General features: G+C 49.5%; 15 protein-coding genes. 11 read left to right on the plus strand and 4 right to left on the minus strand.

The window, feature by feature from the left end; all coding sequences use genetic code 11:
• The first annotated feature begins 10 nt into the window (after positions 1-10).
• The 11 genes from murJ (at position 11) to BFC18_RS16545 (ending at position 14,143) form a co-directional block, all read left to right on the plus strand.
• Positions 11-1,570 (plus strand): murein biosynthesis integral membrane protein MurJ, encoded by a 1,560-nt coding sequence (gene murJ / locus BFC18_RS16495; protein WP_070126656.1) that lies wholly within the window; start codon positions 11-13, stop codon positions 1,568-1,570.
• Between the two features lie 90 nt (positions 1,571-1,660).
• Positions 1,661-2,587: a bifunctional riboflavin kinase/FAD synthetase gene (gene ribF, locus BFC18_RS16500; RefSeq protein ID WP_070126657.1), complete on the plus strand. Its 927-nt coding sequence runs from the start codon at positions 1,661-1,663 to the stop codon at positions 2,585-2,587.
• Positions 2,588-2,647: 60 nt separating this feature from the next.
• The gene (ileS, locus tag BFC18_RS16505; RefSeq protein ID WP_070126658.1) at positions 2,648-5,467 is read left to right on the plus strand and encodes an isoleucine--tRNA ligase; all 2,820 of its coding nucleotides are present in this window, start codon (positions 2,648-2,650) and stop codon (positions 5,465-5,467) included.
• Positions 5,460-5,975 carry a signal peptidase II gene (lspA, locus tag BFC18_RS16510; protein ID WP_070126659.1) on the plus strand — a complete coding sequence of 172 codons (516 nt, stop codon included), beginning with the start codon at positions 5,460-5,462 and terminating at the stop codon, positions 5,973-5,975. The genes ileS and lspA overlap by 8 nt, the downstream gene beginning before the upstream one ends.
• A gap of 16 nt (positions 5,976-5,991) precedes the next feature.
• Positions 5,992-6,447 carry an FKBP-type peptidyl-prolyl cis-trans isomerase gene (gene fkpB, locus BFC18_RS16515; RefSeq protein ID WP_070126660.1) on the plus strand — a complete coding sequence of 152 codons (456 nt, stop codon included), beginning with the start codon at positions 5,992-5,994 and terminating at the stop codon, positions 6,445-6,447.
• A 12-nt stretch (positions 6,448-6,459) separates the two neighbouring features.
• Positions 6,460-7,404, plus strand: a complete 945-nt coding sequence (ispH, locus tag BFC18_RS16520; RefSeq protein WP_070126661.1) for a 4-hydroxy-3-methylbut-2-enyl diphosphate reductase — start codon at positions 6,460-6,462, stop codon at positions 7,402-7,404.
• 164 nt (positions 7,405-7,568) lie between these two features.
• Positions 7,569-8,186, plus strand: a complete 618-nt coding sequence (locus BFC18_RS16525) for a prepilin-type N-terminal cleavage/methylation domain-containing protein (RefSeq protein WP_070126662.1) — start codon at positions 7,569-7,571, stop codon at positions 8,184-8,186.
• Positions 8,183-9,022 carry a PilW family protein gene (locus BFC18_RS16530; protein ID WP_070126663.1) on the plus strand — a complete coding sequence of 280 codons (840 nt, stop codon included), beginning with the start codon at positions 8,183-8,185 and terminating at the stop codon, positions 9,020-9,022. Before BFC18_RS16525 ends, BFC18_RS16530 begins: the two co-directional genes overlap by 4 nt.
• Positions 9,022-9,594 carry a PilX N-terminal domain-containing pilus assembly protein gene (locus tag BFC18_RS16535; RefSeq protein ID WP_070126664.1) on the plus strand — a complete coding sequence of 191 codons (573 nt, stop codon included), beginning with the start codon at positions 9,022-9,024 and terminating at the stop codon, positions 9,592-9,594. The genes BFC18_RS16530 and BFC18_RS16535 overlap by 1 nt, the downstream gene beginning before the upstream one ends.
• 11 nt (positions 9,595-9,605) lie before the next feature.
• A complete protein-coding gene (locus BFC18_RS16540) occupies positions 9,606-13,673 on the plus strand; it encodes a PilC/PilY family type IV pilus protein (protein ID WP_070126727.1) in 4,068 nt (1,355 codons plus the stop codon).
• 2 nt (positions 13,674-13,675) lie between these two features.
• A complete protein-coding gene (locus BFC18_RS16545; RefSeq protein WP_070126665.1) occupies positions 13,676-14,143 on the plus strand; it encodes a type IV pilin protein in 468 nt (155 codons plus the stop codon).
• 21 nt (positions 14,144-14,164) lie between these two features.
• On the opposite strand, the gene BFC18_RS16550 is transcribed toward BFC18_RS16545, so the two are convergent.
• From BFC18_RS16550 to BFC18_RS16565, 4 genes are all read right to left on the minus strand, one after another.
• The gene (locus BFC18_RS16550; RefSeq protein ID WP_070126666.1) at positions 14,165-14,668 is read right to left on the minus strand and encodes a hypothetical protein; all 504 of its coding nucleotides are present in this window, start codon (positions 14,666-14,668) and stop codon (positions 14,165-14,167) included.
• A 134-nt stretch (positions 14,669-14,802) separates the two neighbouring features.
• The gene (locus tag BFC18_RS16555) at positions 14,803-15,915 is read right to left on the minus strand and encodes a hypothetical protein (protein ID WP_070126667.1); all 1,113 of its coding nucleotides are present in this window, start codon (positions 15,913-15,915) and stop codon (positions 14,803-14,805) included.
• Positions 15,905-16,510, minus strand: a complete 606-nt coding sequence (locus tag BFC18_RS16560) for a hypothetical protein (protein ID WP_070126668.1) — start codon at positions 16,508-16,510, stop codon at positions 15,905-15,907. Before BFC18_RS16560 ends, BFC18_RS16555 begins: the two co-directional genes overlap by 11 nt.
• Entirely contained in the window at positions 16,504-17,016 is a 513-nt protein-coding gene (locus BFC18_RS16565) for a GspH/FimT family pseudopilin (protein WP_070126669.1), read from the minus strand. The genes BFC18_RS16560 and BFC18_RS16565 overlap by 7 nt, the downstream gene beginning before the upstream one ends.
• Positions 17,017-17,084: the final 68 nt, after the last annotated feature.

Below are 17,084 nucleotides of genomic sequence, written 5' to 3' on the forward strand. Positions count from 1 at the left end.
CAGGGCGAGTGTGTCAGGGAAATTATTAAAATCAGGAATTATTGTGAGTGTCATGACATTCCTGTCACGTATTCTGGGATTGGTCCGAGACGTGGTGGTGGCCAGGCTCATGGGAGATGGTGCAGCGGCCGACGTGTTTTTTTTCGCCAATAAAATACCCAACTTCTTGCGTCGCCTCTTTGCCGAAGGGGCCTTCGCCCAAGCCTTTATTCCTGTATTAACCGAAGTTCACCATGACGAAGACAAAGCGCAAATGCGTGCTTTTATTGCCCGGGTGAGCGGAACGCTAGGTGCGATTGTCTTTGTGGTAGCTATTGTCGGTGTTATCGCCTCGCCAGTGTTAACGGCGCTGTTTGGTACCGGCTGGTTCATTGCCTGGATGGAAGGCGAGGAGGCCGGGGATAAATTTGAGTTGGCATCGGTGATGCTGAAAATTACGTTTCCTTATCTGGCCTTTATTACGCTGACCGGATTGTCCGGCGCCATCTTGAATACCATGAACCGGTTTGCGGTGGCGGCATTTACGCCGGTGTTGCTGAACGTGTGTATTATTGCCTGTGCCTGGTTTCTTGCGCCGGTATTTTCCCAGCCTGCATTTGCCCTCGCATGGGGGGTATTCATTGGTGGTATTGTGCAACTGGCGTTTCAAATTCCATTCCTTTACCGGGCAGGGTTGCTGGTTAAGCCCAAGTGGGGCTGGCATGACCCTCAGGTGGTGAAAGTACGCACGCTGATGATACCTGCCTTATTCGGTGTGTCGGTGGGGCAGATCAACCTGCTGTTCGACACCTTAATAGCCAGTTTCCTGGTAACCGGTTCTATCAGCTGGCTATATTACTCAGACCGTTTGCTGGAATTCCCACTGGGCTTATTTGGTATTGCCATCGCCACTGTCATTTTGCCCACGTTGTCGCGCAATCATGTAGCAAAAGATCCTGCGGCTTTTAGTGGCAACATGGACTGGGGCGTTCGTATGGTGTCGCTACTGGGCATTCCTGCCGCTGTAGGGCTTGCCTTTATGGCAGAACCCTTGATGACGGTGATATTCCAGCGCGGCGAATTCAGCGTGGAAACCGCGAAAATGGCATCTTACTCATTGATTGCCTATGCCTGCGGCCTGATTAGTTTCATGTGGGTGAAAGTATTAGCGCCCGGGTTTTATTCCCGACAGGATACCAAAACGCCGGTGAAATTCGGCATCTGGTGCATGATTGCCAATATGGTGTTTAACCTGATTTTCGCCATTCCGTATGGTTATATCGGTCTGGCCATTGCCACCTCACTTTCCGCTACGCTAAACGCTGGTTTGCTTTACGTTACCTTACATAAAATGGGCGTGTATCAGGCGTCGAAGGAAACCGTATTATTCCTGGTAAAGGTGATACTGGCGAGTGTGGCGCTGGCGGCGGTGATTTTGTACTTCGATGTGGGCGATGCCTTTTATGACTTTGCGCTCACCGAACAGATTTTTCACGTGGCACTAACAATTGGCTGTGCCGCTGCTGTATTTTTCACCATTTTGCTGATTCTGGGCGTTCGAATTCGCCACTTTAAGGCAATTGGCGGATAAACAGTGCGCAACGATTGGTATTACGTGGCGGGTCGTTTATAATCGCGAGCTTTGTAAATTAGCCTTCGGTGAACAGGAAACCTGCAGCAAGTGGAATTAATTCGCGGTCTTCATAATCTGCGCCCCGAACATAGTGGGTGTGTTCTCACCATTGGTAAATTTGATGGCGTACACCGCGGGCACCAGGCTGTGCTGGCGAATGTACATGAAAAAGCCCGACGTTTAGGGCTACCATCCACTGTGATGGTTTTTGAGCCACAACCAGAAGAACTGTTCAGCCCGGACACGGCACCGGCGAGACTGAGCACCTTACGGGAAAAATACCAGTTACTCAAAGAACAGTCGGTAGACCGTTTGCTGTGCGTGCGCTTTGATGAATATTTTGCCAGCCAAACAGCGGATACCTTCATTGAAGAACTGTTGGTTGAGCGTCTTGGCGTGAAATTTCTCGTTGTGGGAGATGATTTTCGCTTCGGCCGTGGTCGTCGCGGCGATTTCTCCATGCTGGAACGTGCTGGTGAAGCCATGGGCTTTGATGTGGTCAGTACGCAGAGCTTTATGGTGGATGATTGCCGCATAAGCTCTACCGCAGTGCGTGAAGTGCTCGCCAAAGGTGAATTTGAAAAAGCCGGTAACATGTTGGGACGACCTTTTGTTATCGATGGCCGGGTTGTGCACGGTGACAAGAAAGGCCGCACTATTGGCTTTCCTACTGCAAACGTATTATTGAAGCGGTCCCGCCCGGCCATTAACGGCGTATTTGCCGTTACTGTAGATGTGCAGGGCGAGCGTTTTTACGGCGTTGCTAATGTGGGTGCCAGACCAACGGTGCAGGGCAAGCGCACCCAGTTAGAAGTGCATATTTTCAACTATACAGGCACCCTGTATGGTGAACAGATCAAGGTTTATCCGGTGAAAAAACTCCGTGATGAACAAAAGTTCGACTCTTTCGACGAACTGAAACAACAGATACAGCGTGATGCGGAAGCGGCAAAAGCCCTTTTCGGTATCGCCTGAGTTTTAAATCAAATTGTTGCGGGCAACTCGCAACGGCAGGTGGACGGAAATAACGAGTTTATGAGCGATTACAAACCGACATTGAATTTACCGGAAACGCCATTCCCTATGCGCGGTAACTTGGCGCAAAGAGAACCGGCGATGCTTAAAAGCTGGCAGGAAAAAGGCCTGTATAAGCAAATTCGCGAAGCAAAGGCAGGTAAGAAACCTTTTATTCTGCACGATGGCCCTCCTTATGCGAACGGTGATATTCACATTGGTCACGCGGTAAACAAGATTCTTAAGGACATTATCGTTAAAGCCAAAGGCATGTCTGATTTCGACGCCCCTTACGTGCCGGGTTGGGACTGTCACGGTCTGCCTATTGAACTGATGGTAGAAAAGAAAGTCGGTAAGCCTGGCGTAAAAGTGTCTGCCGCCGAGTTCCGTCAGAAGTGCCGTGAGTATGCGCAAAAGCAAATCGATGGTCAGATGGCAGATTTTATCCGTTTAGGCGTGTTTGGCGACTGGGATAAGCCCTATAAAACCATGGATTTCCAGTCTGAAGCCGATATCATTCGCGCGCTGGGCAAAATCGTAGACTCGGGCCACCTGGAAAAAGGCTTCAAGCCAGTTCACTGGTGTACAGACTGTGGTTCTGCATTGGCAGAAGCGGAAGTTGAATATAAAGATAAAGTGTCTCCTGCTATCGACGTAAAATTCCCGCTAGCTGATGTGGATGCGATTGGTGCGGCGTTTGGTGTATCTGCCGATGACCTGGAAGCGCACAATGCTTCCGCCGTTATCTGGACCACCACACCCTGGACACTGCCTGCTAACCGCGCTATCAGCCTGCACCCTGAACTGACTTACTCGCTGGTTGAGCTCAACGGCGGCGACTGGATCATCCTGGCGGAAGATCTGGTTGAAAGCTGTATGTCTCGCTACAGCGTGGAAAACTACAAAACTGTTGCGACTTGTGTTGGTCAGGCGCTGGAAAAACTTACCGTTAACCATCCGTTCCTGGATATCACCGTGCCGTTTATTCTTGGCGACCATGTGACCACCGACTCGGGTACCGGCTTGGTGCATACTGCGCCTGCACACGGTGTAGACGACTTTAATGTGGGTAAACAATACGGCATCGAAGTGTATAACCCGGTAGCCAATAACGGGGTGTATAACGATGAAACGCCGCTGTTTGCCGGTCAGTTCGTGTTTAAAGCCAATAAGCCAATCATTGAGAAGCTGGAAGAAAACGGCAACCTGCTACTGAACATCAATTACGAGCACAGCTATCCACATTGCTGGCGCCACAAAACACCTATCATTTTCCGTGCAACCCCGCAGTGGTTCATCAGCATGGACAAGAAAGGTCTGCGCAAAGCTTCACTGGAACAAATTGAAAAGACCGAGTGGATACCAGAATGGGGTCAGAACCGCATTGAAAAAATGGTAGAGGGTCGTCCTGACTGGTGTATTTCCCGCCAGCGCACCTGGGGCGTGCCTATTCCCTTGTATGTACATGGCGTTTCCGGCGAATTGCACCCACAAACTGATTCCATCATCGAAACTGTAGCAAAAGCGGTGGAAGAGAAGGGCATTCAGGCCTGGTGGGATCTGGACGATGCAGAACTGCTCGGTGCCGATGCAGACCAGTATGAAAAAGTACTGGATACCCTGGATGTATGGTTCGATTCAGGTGTAACCCACTATTTTGTGGTTGAGCGTCGTGATGACATTCCGGCCAGCGCAGATTTATATCTCGAAGGTTCTGACCAACACCGTGGTTGGTTTATGTCTTCACTGATGACTTCAACTGCCATGTACGGCCACGCGCCCTATAAAGAAGTGCTGACTCATGGCTTTACCGTAGACGCGCAGGGCCGCAAGATGTCCAAGTCTATCGGTAACGTGATTGCACCGCAGCAGGTGACCAACAAGCTGGGCGCTGACATTCTGCGTCTGTGGGTGGCATCTACAGATTATCGTGGTGAGATTGCGGTATCTGACGAAATTCTTAAGCGTGCTGCTGATGCCTATCGTCGTCTACGCAATACTGCCCGATTCCTGTTGTCGAACCTCAACGGTTTCGACCCGAAAGCACACGCGGTTGCGGCTGAAGATATGGTGGCATTAGATCGTTGGATTGTTGCCCGTACCGAAAAACTACAGCAGGAACTGATTGAAGCTTATAGCAACTACGACATGCTGGTGGTATCTCAGAAGCTGATGCACTTCTGCTCTATTGAACTGGGCAGTTTCTATCTGGATATCATTAAAGACCGTCAGTACACCGCCAAAGGCGACAGCAACGCCCGTCGTTCATGTCAGACGGCGCTGTACCACATCATTGAAGCTCTGGTTCGCTGGATGGCGCCAATCACCAGCTTTACTGCACAGGAAATCTGGGAAGCCCTGCCGGGTGAGCGCAGTGAATTTATTTTCACTGAAGCCTGGTATGAAGGCCTGAGCGGTTTCGCCACTGACGGTGGTTTTGACGACGCTTATTGGCATAAAGTCATGACAGTGAAAGATGCGGCTAACCAGGCCATGGAGCAGGCTCGTAAAGACGGCAAGCTGGGTGGTTCACTGGAAGCCAACATCAGACTGTATGCCGATGAAGCCCTGTTTGATGTGCTCGCTAAGCTTGAAGACGAATTGCGCTTCGTACTCATCACCTCCGGTGTTGAGCTTGCGCCGCTTGCGGATAAGCCAGATTCAGCGTTGGCGACTGAGTTATTAGGCCTGTTCATCGAAGTTGAAAAGAGCGCGGGCGAGAAGTGCGTACGCTGCTGGCATCACCGCGAAGACGTGGGTAGCCACGATGCACATCCTGAACTGTGTGGTCGTTGTGTGACCAACGTAGACGGCGAAGGGGAAACGCGTCAGTATGCCTAAATTACTCACCGATACCGGGCTGCGCTTTTTATGGATTAGCGCAGTGGTTATCGCGCTGGATTTGTGGAGCAAGTACGAAATTATCGGCAACATGGCATTGTCTGAATCTGTTGAGATCATGCCATTTTTTAACTTCACCTATGTGCGTAACTACGGTGCGGCGTTCAGCTTTCTTCATGACGCCTCAGGTTGGCAACGCTGGTTTTTCACCGGTATTGCTGTTGTGGTTAGCACAATTATCCTGTGGTGGCTGAAGCAGTCAGACAAACAGCAGCGTTTGCTGCCCGTGGCATTCTGCTTCATTCTGGGCGGTGCTATCGGCAACGTCTACGACAGGCTGGTACATGGTTTTGTAATTGATTTTCTTGATTTTTACGTGGGTTCCTGGAGCTGGCCCGCGTTTAATCTGGCTGACAGTGCGATTTTTATCGGTGCGGCCTTGCTGGTTTGGGACATGCTGACCAACAAAGACAGCAATAAATCGTCCGAACAAACCCGCGCAAAATAAGTGGTAGGAGCTTGTAATGACAGATAACGTGATCAATGAAAAATCTGAAGTGATTATGCACTTCGATCTTAAGCTAGAAGATGGTTCTGCCGCTGACAGCACGCGTCTGGCCAATAAGCCTGCAAAACTGGTTATGGGCGACGGTAGCTTAACGCCAAATTTCGAAGCCTGTTTGCTAGGTTTGACCAAGGGCGACAAAAAAGCATTCACGCTGGCCCCTGAAGACGCGTTTGGTCATTCAAATCCAGACAGTATTCATCATATGGAACGCAGCCGTTTTAGCAGCGAACTCAAGCTGGAAGAAGGCATGATTGTGGCGTTTGCACAACCAAATGGTGCGGAAGTCCCAGGCATTGTGCGCAGCATTGCGGGAGATTCCGTTACGGTAGACTTCAACCACCCGCTTGCAGGGCAAACTGTTATTTTTGATGTTGAAATTGTTGATGTGATCAACAGCGCTGAACAGGCGTAAACGGAGTCAGTAATGCAAATTCATCTTGCTAATCCCCGTGGTTTTTGTGCTGGTGTCGACCGGGCTATTACCATTGTAGAGCGTGCGCTGGAAATGTTTAGTCCGCCTATCTATGTACGCCACGAAGTTGTGCATAATAAATTCGTGGTTGATGGCTTAAAAGACCGTGGTGCGCTGTTCGTCGATGAGCTCAATGAGGTGCCTGATGACAGTATCGTGATCTTTTCTGCTCACGGTGTGTCTCAAGCAGTGCGACAGGAAGCAGAATCTCGCGGCCTGAAAGTGTTCGATGCCACGTGCCCATTGGTAACTAAAGTGCATATGGAAGTGACTCGCGCCAGTAAAACAGGCACAGAATGTATTCTTATCGGTCACGCTGGTCATCCCGAAGTGGAAGGCACCATGGGGCAATACGATAATCCGGAAGGCGGCATTTATCTGGTGGAGTCTTCTGACGATGTGGCAAAACTGGAAGTCAAAGACCCAGAGCATCTTTATTTTTGCAGTCAAACTACGCTATCGGTAGACGACACGGCAGACGTGATTGATGCGCTACGTGACAAGTTTCCAGCTATCTCTGGCCCCCGTAAAGATGATATTTGCTATGCCACTCAGAATCGTCAGGATGCCGTTCGTGAACTTGCCGGTGATTGTGAAGTCCTGTTGGTCGTAGGGGCCACAAACAGCTCAAACTCTAATCGTCTGCGCGAGTTGGCGGAAAAGATTGGTGCAAAGGCCTATCTGATTGCGGATGAAACCTGTATTCAAAAAGCATGGCTGGAAGGTGTGCAGCATATTGGTGTAACGGCCGGTGCGTCGGCGCCTGAAGTATTGGTTCAGCGCGTGGTTTCGCAACTCAAAGCATGGGGCGCAGAAACTGCATCAGAGCGTCCTGGACGCGAAGAAAACGTAGAATTTGCAGTACCTAAAGAGCTACGCGTCAAACAAGTTAGCTAAATTATTCCTCAGTCTTTCCCCTCTAACGGGGCGAATTTCGCCCCGTGAATTATACTATTCAATACCCATTACCCCCTGCTGATACTTATCTAACACCGCCCTTAATGTAGGATTATTGCGGGAAAGGTTTATTTTTCGGCAACTTCGACATAGGTATTCAGGTTATGCGTCAGCATACGTTGCAACAGCGTCAGTCTGGTGTGGGCTTCATTGAAGTCCTCATTACCCTGTTCGTGCTCGCTATTGGCCTGCTCGGCGTTGCTTCATTGCAGTTTGTTGGTTCATTTGCTAATCGCGATGCAATTAGTCGAACACAGTCTGAACTGGTTGCCGAACAGGTAGCCGAACGCCTTCGGGCAGCCACACGCCCAGCAGTCGCAGGCGATGGTCTGGTGGTTAACAACGAATATTTTGTTGCCAACAATTATAATTTTGCAGAGCTTTCCTGCGGCTCTGATGATCCCTACGCCTGTCATTGTTTAGCGCGCCCTTCTGCCATACCAGACTGTGAAGGCGGAACATGCAGTGAAGCGCAAATGGCCCAGTACGACGCGTGGTCATTGTCTTGCTCTGCAGTGCAGACCAACAAAACGATTACGCTTAATGTGAATTGTACCGACAGCAACGGCGGCGATACGGATACCTGCTCAGCCGGATCGCGCATTCACATCATACTCACCTGGCCAGTAACAAATTCTGCCAATCAGAAATACTCTCTGAATAATCGATGCAACGATACAAATACCAGTAATGCCTGCGTGGTTAAGGATGTCACCCTATGAACCAGCGCGGCTTTTCACTTGTTGAGTTGATGATCGCTTTAGTTTTAGGGCTAGTGATAAGTGGTGCGGTAATTCAAACCATGATCAGCTCCAGAGTCACCAACTCTCTTAATCAATCGGTGGGACAGGTGCAAGAGTCTGGACGTTTCATCATGGCACGTTTCGGCCGCGAGCTGATGGAAGTCGGGCGATATGATTCTATTGTAACGACGGTCGACGGCACTGTGGATTCTGCGATTGAAGCCGCATTTGTCCAAAATCGCCCCATCGGCCTGTCGGGAGACTATCTGTCTGATATCAACTTAGGGGCCAAACAAGGTGCATCAGGCGTCAGTGACGAACTGGTAGTCAATCAACTGGGCAGCGAAGACTGCACAGGCAATCGCTTTGGTTATCCTGATGGTACGCAATTTCATGTTGTTAACCGCTATTACGTTAATGACAACAAACTGTATTGCACCGGTTATGACGGCCGAGTATTGAGAGGCCTCCGTGCTTCCGCTATTGCAAGTCGTTCGGTGATCCTGATGGATAACGTGGAAAGTTTTCAGGTGCAGTATGGGGTGACCGATTCGGTGACCACTTCACAAGGGCAAGCGGTGCGCTATGTGACTGCAAGCCAGTTACCCGCATTGCGAACAGCCGGGCGTCAGGCAGTCGCGATCAGGCTTGGAATTTTATTGATGAGCGACCGCTCTGAAGTCAGTCAGATTGCACCTCGCGACATTGCTGTATTGAATGAAGCCGCCATTAAAACCGATAACGACCGGTACTATCAGGTGTTTACCCAAACCCTGGCACTGCGCAATATGAAAAATTTTGTGAGGAGTTTGTGATGCACGTTAATAGTCGCCAGCAGGGAATGGTGCTTATTCTGGCATTGCTGGTGTTGATTTCTCTTACCATCTTAGGGGTCAGCGCCGTGTCATCCAGTCTTGGCCAAAATAAAATGGCCGTGACGATGCAGCGTTCAGGTATGGCCTTTGACGCCGCCGAAGCGGCGTTGGCCGGGGTGTTTTTCGAAGCTGAAGATGAAATTTTGCTGGTTGACCCGGCCAGAACCGACCCGCTTTCTGAGGCTCGACAAGCTGCAGTTTTCGACCCTGAAAACGATACCCTCATGTGCAATGACGCGCGCTGGACAACCCGCCGGGTAACCGCCGCAGGTTTGTCTGTTGGCGCAGAGCATACCAATACCGGCAACTATCAAAATGACATGCGCACTGACAGTTGGTCGCGCACTGCGTTTGTCCGTGAACAAGCTTGTCGCGGTTCGAGCAATGTCATTGGTGGCAGCAATGTAAACTGTCACGTTTTCGTGATTAAAGGATGTGGCGCAGTTGCTGAGCGAAACAGTGTCGTAGCCAATACGGTCACGGCTGCCGTTGTAGCCCCCGCATCGCAGTAGGAGTGATGACCATGAAAAACATTTATCGCTTTTTTGTTTCGTTTCTGATGTGGTCATGCATTGGCTTTGCTGCGTGGGGAGACGACTTAGACATTTATCTGGGCACAGCGAATTCAGCGAAAACGTATCAGCCTAACGTGATGTTCATCATGGATACGTCGGGCAGTATGCAAGCGTATGACAATACCAGTCAGACCCGCATGCTCAGAGTGCAAAATGCGCTTAAAGACGCACTGCGCGAATCTACGAATATCAACGCTGGCTTAATGCGTTTTTCTGATTATGGTGGCCCCGTTCTTTATCCACTTCAGGCCATCGACTCTTCTGTTAATCCTGAACTGATAACATCGACAGCCGACAGTGGCGATGATGCTTCAGAGCGCTCAGGCTCTGTAGATACCACTGCCAACTCCTTAAGACTAACCTACGGTACCTCGACCGTGACGTCGGGCTTGCGGTTTACTGATTTGAATATTCCTCAGGGAGCGACCATCACCAGCGCCTTTTTGCGTTTGACCTCCAGCCAACTGAATTCCGCTGCATCAGTGATCACCATTCGGGGTGAAAAGGTTGCAAATAGCCAGCCGTTCACAGCGTCAAGTGGCAACATTACGGCTCGCCCTACAACAGCAGCAGAGGTGATCTGGGATCAAGACAATGCCTTTCCAGTAACGGACGAGATGGTGATTACGCCAGATTTTTCTCCGGTCATTCAGGAAATTGTCGGGCAGGCCGCATGGTGCGGTGGGCAAGCGTTAAGCTTAATTATTGAAGGCACGAGCTCAGATCCTTCCAGTGAACGTCGTGCCCGGGCCGCTGATTATGGCACGACTGATGCGCCTCAGTTAGTGGTGACTTATGATGAGTCTACTGCCACTGGTTGTATTTCGGGGGAGGGGCTCTATCAGGTTTCATCAACTAAGGATAACGCCGAAGAGAAGAATAATGGCCGCCAGTCTACGGGCACAGAGTTGACGATGAATGCCAACTACAACAGCTACATCGGCATGCGTTTCACCAACATCAATGTGCCTAAAGATGCTGTGATCAGCCGCGCTTACATGTTGTTCACCGGCTATAGCTATCATGGCGGTAACGCTTCATTGAAGATCTCTGGTGCCGCAGTCAATGACGCCGATGATTTCAGCCCTTACAGCCGATACATGCTGCGCAATATGCCTAAAACGGGTAGCGTGAACTGGACGATGCCTCGATTCTATGAGAATTGGACATACCAGACTCCCGACATTACCTCGATTGTTCAATCTATTGTTAACCGTGGCGGCTGGAGCGCGGGTAACGATATGATGATGATACTCAGCGATTTCTATGGCGACCGCGGTGCCTATTCAGTTAACGGCAGTGCGTCCAGAGCGCCGCAGTTGTATATTGAGTTCAATGGTAATGCGACACCGGGCGTTTCTGCCACCGTTCGTGAGCACTTGATTGGTAAAGTCGACGAGTTATCAGCCAGTGGTTACACACCCATCGTCGATACCTTGTACGAAGCTACCCGTTACTACGGTGGACTTTCTGTAGACTATGGTCTGACCCGGGGTAATTACTCAGTGAGTGGTACCGTGCGACGCAATACCCGCGTTAGCCACCGCTCTTCCTATACCGGTGCTGATCCCGTGCGACCTAACGGCTGTGATGAAGAGAACCTAAGCGATTCAGACTGTATCAATGAATACATTCCAGCGGGTGCCACCTATATTTCACCGGTGGTGGATTTACAATGCCAAACCAACAACCACATCGTTTTACTTTCAGATGGCGAGGCTAACAGCAATCACAGTGTTAGCAAAATTCAGTCAATGCTAGGCAAAAGCTGCACTGGGAGTGGTGGAGAGAAATGCGGCCTTGATTTAGTCAACAATATCAGCAAATCGGAAACCTCGGTAATTGACCGTCGGGTTATCACCCACACCATTGGGTTTGCGGCAAACACACAGGCGAATAACTTCCTAAATCAGTTAGCGCTGCAAAGTGGTGGTGGTTTTTATCAGGTGGACAACAGTGCCGACCTGCTCACCGCGTTTCAAACCATTCTACGTTCGGTGAAAGACATTAATGCCACGTTCGTATCGCCAGGTGTTGCTGTTAACCAACTCAATCGTCTTACCCACAAAGATGAGCTGTACTTTGCCTTGTTCAAACCCTCTGAAGGCACTATCTGGCCGGGCAACCTGAAGAAATATAAAATTAGCGGTGAAACGGTGTTAGATAAAAACAATGCCAATGCCGTTGATTCTGTAACGGGATTCTTCTCGGATGCTTCTCACAGTTACTGGTCGACGTTGAAAGATGGAAACGACGTGCGCCAGGGCGGTGCAGCCAGTCAGATGAATATCAGTCGAAATCTGTATGTATTTGATACACCAGGAACCATCGCTTCCACACTGAATGAATTGAGTGAAAATAACGCCTTAATCACCACCAGTGATTTGGCCATTGATGCGCAGCCAGACCCCTTGTCTCTGCGGCACGAACTGCTGAAATGGTCGCGTGGAGTGGACGTAAAGGACTCTGATGGCGACGGCGATTCAACCGATGTACGTTTACAAATGGGCGATCCTATTCACTCGCAACCGGTAATTGTGAACTACTCGGCCACAGATTCAGCTATTTTTGTTGCCACAAACCAAGGTTTTCTTCACTCTTTTGATACAGAAACCGGGGAAGAGAATTTTGCAATCATTCCGCGGGATCTGCTTTCTAACCTGCACGACTTCTATGTTAATTCCTCCAGTTTTAATCATATCTATGGTTTAGATGGTGACATGGTTCTGCGCACCGTAGGCAACAGTACCTATTTGTATGTTGGCATGCGTCGAGGCGGGAATAATTACTACGCATTTGATGTAACCAGTAAGTACTCGCCTAAATTGTTGTTCAAGATTGAAGGGGGCTCCCCCGGTCTTGAGAAACTTGGCCAAACCTGGTCGCGCCCCACGATTACAAAGGTTCGATACGGTAGTACCGAAAAGAACGTGATGATTATCGGTGGTGGTTATGAAGAAGGTCATGACACAAAAGACGAGCGTGATGGCGATGCACTCGGTAACGCGGTGTACATTTTCGACGCCGATACGGGCGCATTGCTGTGGGAAGTGAGCAATGAAGATGCGAATCTTAATATTGCGGAAATGCAATACAGCATTCCCAGCCGTATTTCAGTGATTGACCGCGACAACGACGGGTTTGCGGATCATATGTATGTCTCTGATATGGGCGGGCAACTGTTCCGTATGGATATTTACAATGGTCAAACGGGTTCTGACTTTATGAAAGGGGCCCGGATTGCTGATTTTGGCGGCACCCTCAAGCCTGAAAATCGTCGCTTCTATTATGGTGCCGATGTGTCTGAAGTCGCCCTGGGTGATGAGTTATTTTACGGTGTTGCAATTGGTTCAGGCTGGCGAGCTGCGCCGCTGGACACCGATGTGAATGACAAATTTTATTTCCTCAAAGACAAAGGTGTCTTTAAGCATGATGCAGACGGACACTATGTGTTCGATACGCTGGCAACAGAAAGTACCTTGTACGATGGTACGGAGTCATTACTTAGCAGCAGTGATACCAATACGCAGGCGGCGGCCATCGCTGAATTGGCCAGTAAAGATGGATGGTTTATCCGTTTAACAACGGCGGGCGAGAAAGTACTTTCGTCCCCGTTGATCATTGATTACAAGATTTTCTTCACAACCTATGTGCCCGCGGTAAGTTCAGAAAGTGCTTGTGCGCCGCCAACCGGGAATAGTCGAGCGTACCTTGTGGATATGCTAACCGGAAGTGCGGTGGATGATCTGAATAACAATGGTGACATTGATAAAAGCGATCGCTATGCCGAACTTAAACAAACGGGTATTGCGCCGGAAACGAAAATACTGATAGAAGAAATTGTTCAACCGGTGGTGTGCTTGGGTACGGAATGTGTTTCGGCGGTCATTGATGTCGATAGCGATGGTAATGAACAACCCTGTACTTCAGCGTTCGCCTGTTTGGCGCAAAACATTTTCGGCCGATTCGAACGGGTACAACAAAATAGCTGGACGACAGAGAAAGAAAGGCAGTAGAAATGGCAGTTAAAGGCAGTAAAAATAAGGGCTTCACGCTAATCGAGCTAATGATTGCCGTGGCGATTGCGGGTATCTTAGTGGGAGTAGGGTATCCGGCGTACCAAAACGTCATTAAAGAGAGTTACAGAAAATCGGCGCAGGCAGACTTGATGGCCTTTGCTGCAGCAATGGAACGGCATCACACCGGAAACTTCAGTTATGCCGGAGCGGCTGCCAGTGGTTCTGACACGGGAAGTCCTGAGGTGTTTTCATCCTGGTCTCCGGCTTCGGAAGATGCAGCCAATAAGCGCTATAATCTCACCATTGAAGCAGCTAATGGCGTAGCTTACGAACTCAGAGCGACACCCGTATCCGGCTCTAGCCAGGCGTCCGACGGTATCCTGGTTTATTTCAGCGATGGCCGAAAAGGATGGGACGAAAATAATAGCGGTAGCGTTGAAAGCAGCGAATTCTGTTGGTCTTGCTAACGATTCAAATACTTTGACGCATTATGGCCTGATAGTATTTAGCCGCGATATCTTATCAACCAGCGCGTTAGTTAATGGATGCCGTCGGTTGAAAGGCGTGCTGATTGTCTTTGGTGTTCCATCATGATCTTTCCATGCAATGGTAACGTTTCCTGATTTTAGTAAGGGAAATGGTGGCGCATTGGTTTGTCTGGTGGTGGCCAGGGAAATGCCGTCGGAGAAAATATCTGTGGTTGTCCAGTTAAGTGAATAATGCGTTTTGCCTGATGCCGAGCCCGGATCGATACGCCGTGTGGTCGCACTCAATCTTGCATCCTGATTTGTTGTGAAAGCGCTGAATTCAGCCACATCTCGCATACCGTTGCCTGTCGATGATTGCAGTATTACCCGTGCGTTTTCAGCACGTGAAGTCATTTCAGCGGCCACAGGCAGTGCCTGCGATGTCAACTGTAGCTGGTAAAGCAATGACACTGTGCTGCATACCGCACTGCTCGATATTAAAAGGGTGAGCACCAGTTCAAACATCGAAAAACCGGTCTGATAACCTATTAGTGGTACAGTTCGCATGTGCATGAGTACGTTTTTCACCTTCTTTGTTTATGGTAAATGAGCTGTGTTTACTTCACTGTGTTTATTTCACTGTATTTATTTCACTGTATTTATTTCACTGTGCCGGGCTTCTCTGTCCCAGGTATAACCGCAAGTTGCTGTAGAGCGGGACTGCGCTGCAGTTGCCTGAGCAGTGCATGGTCGTAAACCACGTTGAAGTGGCTGTCAGATGAGGTAGGGTGATTAACCAGCAGACTTCCGATTATCTTTGTATTTTCTGCCATTTTCACTTTCCAACTAAATTGGTTGTTCACCCGCAGGCTCACTACCATACCGAAAATCGACGCCTGATCTTCCAGTTCCAGGTGACCATTTTCAATCACCAGTAGCACTGGCGCGGCGCTACTGCCTACCATTTGTTTTGCCCTGATTCGACAATGCCCGGTGATCCAGATAAAGCTTGCTGGCGATGGGAGCGAGTCACAACTGGTGGCTTTTACCCATGCGAGTTTCTGATAATCATCCGTGCTACTCCCATCGAGATCAGAAGCAAAAAGGTAATGTGCTATAGGAATGTTGAGCTGGGTGTCATTTTCGACAATATCTGATGCTCGATGATTGTTCGAACTCAGTGGCGAGGATTTGCAGTGTACAAGGTTAATCACTTCAGTTTCACAAGTAAGTCGGTTAGACGCACTTAACACGGGTGCCGAAGACCACAATGAATAACGATAAGCCGGGTTTTGCTTTGATGGCTGTAGGTAAAGGGTGAAGCCACTTTGGTGATGAAGGTGAGAAAACACGACAAGTGGGGCGGCGGGCACATTCATGATCAGCGGAAAACGAACAATGTCCATCTCGCGGCTCTGCGTGAACGGGCCTGCCGAGCGCTGAACCGACAGGTGCGCAGAGAGTATGTCGGCATCATTAAAGCGGGTTTCCTGAACATGGCTGACATGTTTCGTTATGGCTGGTGGTAAGTTTGCAGGCCACTTTTCAGGTAAATACATTTGCGTGATAACGTTGTTAATCGCTACGTCTCTTTTAGCTTGAACTGCCAAAAATTGCTGTCGCCAGAGGAGCTGTTCTGTCGTGCCGGTTAAGGTCATGGTTAACGTCATGCCGGTGGCGGCGACGAGCAGCAAAAGTAATAAAGCGGCGCTTAACCAAATGCCTCCGCGTTGATAATGTTTTATGGCAGAACGCATTCCGTTAGTTTCCATGTTGCAACACTACCGTAAATTGCGTTTCCCTGAATATCGTCGAAGCGCCTTTCAATGCGAGTTTCAGTTCAATGTGCAGCACATTTTGTTGTTGTGATGGAATTAGATTAATTGAAAAGTGTTCAACTGTGACAAAGCGAGGGTCGGTGATATCGTGCCATCCGGTTTGGCCGCAACGTCTACCCGCGGTGCGCGACTCCAGTGCACTGTCTTTTAGCCGGAATCCTTTATGTTCGTTTACTGGTGCATTATCTGCAGTGCCATTGGTATTGAGGTCGACGGCAAAAAGTACACAACTTTTCGCACTTTCGCCTGAATAGGCACCTAATTCCACTGCTTGCTGGAATGCAACAACATTGGTTCCTGTTGCCAGCACATGTTGGCGATTCGTGCCTGTATAACCGCTTTGACGCAGTTCTGTGGTGAGCGTGGCCACAATGCGCATCATTTCGTGCTGCAGCAATAATTCGTCTAACAGTTGTTGCTGACTAGTTCGCATGGTGGCAATGAGACTGGTCAGGCTTACGATAAACGAGAGGCCGCACGCCAACGTGATAAGCATGGTGAGTAAGGTGTAGCCCCGTTGAGTCAGCATTTAGCATAGCCACCAAAACGGCGTTGCAACAAGCACACCCTAATCCGCCCCTGATTACTCACAATGACTTTTCCACTTAAGTTATTAATGCTGAAAGTGAGGCTACCAGCTTGGCCCGACACGCCACCGGAAGAGGCGGAGAAAGTGGGGTGGGTTGCGGCTTTATAGGTTGATTTTTCAAGCGTGACATCAGCGTGGGTGCGAATGTTAACCGGCGGGATGCCGCCTACGGCCTTGCAACCGCCAGCCACTTTGCAATCACACGCATTAAGCGCAATAACCATACACCAGTTGTTGCCGCCGGCATGTGAAACAGTGACATTCGTGGATGATGCAATAGCCAGGTTTTGCGCCCTTCGTAATTGCAGTGCGGCATTGTCGAGCACCCGTGTCAATTTAAGTAACGATAATTGCTCGCTGAATGCCGGCACCGCGAGTGTAGCCAGAATCGCTGTGATTGAAAGACTGACGAGTAATTCAGTAAAAGTAAGTCCGTGTTGTCGCACCAGAACTGTCCTTGTGTTCTGCAGAGAGCTGCGTAGTTAACCTGATAAAGTGAATTGCAGTTTAGTGA

It is taken from the genome of Alteromonas confluentis (assembly GCF_001757105.1).
Classification (GTDB): Bacteria; Pseudomonadota; Gammaproteobacteria; order Enterobacterales; family Alteromonadaceae; genus Alteromonas; species Alteromonas confluentis.

Coding starts and splice junctions, on each gene's coding strand:
- lspA (WP_070126659.1), top strand. CDS start 5,460: ATGCCTAAATTACTCACCGATACCGGGCTGCGCTTTTTATGGATTAGC.
- BFC18_RS16525 (WP_070126662.1), top strand. CDS start 7,569: ATGCGTCAGCATACGTTGCAACAGCGTCAGTCTGGTGTGGGCTTCATT.
- fkpB (WP_070126660.1), top strand. CDS start 5,992: ATGACAGATAACGTGATCAATGAAAAATCTGAAGTGATTATGCACTTC.
- BFC18_RS16540 (WP_070126727.1), top strand. CDS start 9,606: ATGAAAAACATTTATCGCTTTTTTGTTTCGTTTCTGATGTGGTCATGC.
- BFC18_RS16545 (WP_070126665.1), top strand. CDS start 13,676: ATGGCAGTTAAAGGCAGTAAAAATAAGGGCTTCACGCTAATCGAGCTA.
- BFC18_RS16530 (WP_070126663.1), top strand. CDS start 8,183: ATGAACCAGCGCGGCTTTTCACTTGTTGAGTTGATGATCGCTTTAGTT.
- BFC18_RS16555 (WP_070126667.1), bottom strand. CDS start 15,915: ATGGAAACTAACGGAATGCGTTCTGCCATAAAACATTATCAACGCGGA.
- BFC18_RS16560 (WP_070126668.1), bottom strand. CDS start 16,510: ATGCTGACTCAACGGGGCTACACCTTACTCACCATGCTTATCACGTTG.
- BFC18_RS16535 (WP_070126664.1), top strand. CDS start 9,022: ATGCACGTTAATAGTCGCCAGCAGGGAATGGTGCTTATTCTGGCATTG.
- ispH (WP_070126661.1), top strand. CDS start 6,460: ATGCAAATTCATCTTGCTAATCCCCGTGGTTTTTGTGCTGGTGTCGAC.
- ileS (WP_070126658.1), top strand. CDS start 2,648: ATGAGCGATTACAAACCGACATTGAATTTACCGGAAACGCCATTCCCT.
- BFC18_RS16550 (WP_070126666.1), bottom strand. CDS start 14,668: ATGTTTGAACTGGTGCTCACCCTTTTAATATCGAGCAGTGCGGTATGC.